Source organism: Burkholderia sp. 3C (assembly GCF_054589155.1).
The window spans coordinates 1-430 of record NZ_BAAILN010000077.1 but is presented as its reverse complement, the minus strand read 5'-3'; the positions used below and the strand labels follow the sequence as shown (position 1 = coordinate 430).

At 59.8% G+C, this 430-nt stretch carries 1 protein-coding gene; it reads right to left on the bottom strand.

All coding sequences use genetic code 11. The features are described 5' to 3' along the window. On the bottom strand, window positions 1–430 hold a 430-nt coding region (locus ACYP33_RS14245; protein WP_459622448.1), incomplete at both ends, for a toxin VasX.

Here is a 430-nt window from a genome sequence, read left to right as displayed (position 1 = left end):
CGAAATGGCAATCGTTTGTGCCGCCGAATCGCTGTGTATCGGCCAGCCGCATGTCTTGTTCAGCGGTTGGTCCATCGGCTTCGGCGGAACATGCCGTGGATCGGTGTAGATGTTCATGCATCCGTCCGACCCGACCTCGTAGACTATCCATCGGCTGACTCGCGTGCCCCTGACTGGGTACAGCACGTAGACGTAGCCCCGATCGAGCTGGCGAAGAATGTATTTCGAGCCGTTCAGTGGCTTGCGCGTGATGTGCTGATCAGCCGTGAGGGGTAAGACATCCGGGTCGACCGGTTTTTTCGGCGCCCGGCCAGCATGCGCCTTATCGTTCGGCGGCACCGCCGCATTCAGCTTATCGTCGGACGCCACAACCGCGTAACGGACCGGCAGAATCGCCAGACCCTGCTTGATGCAATTCGGGCAATTCACG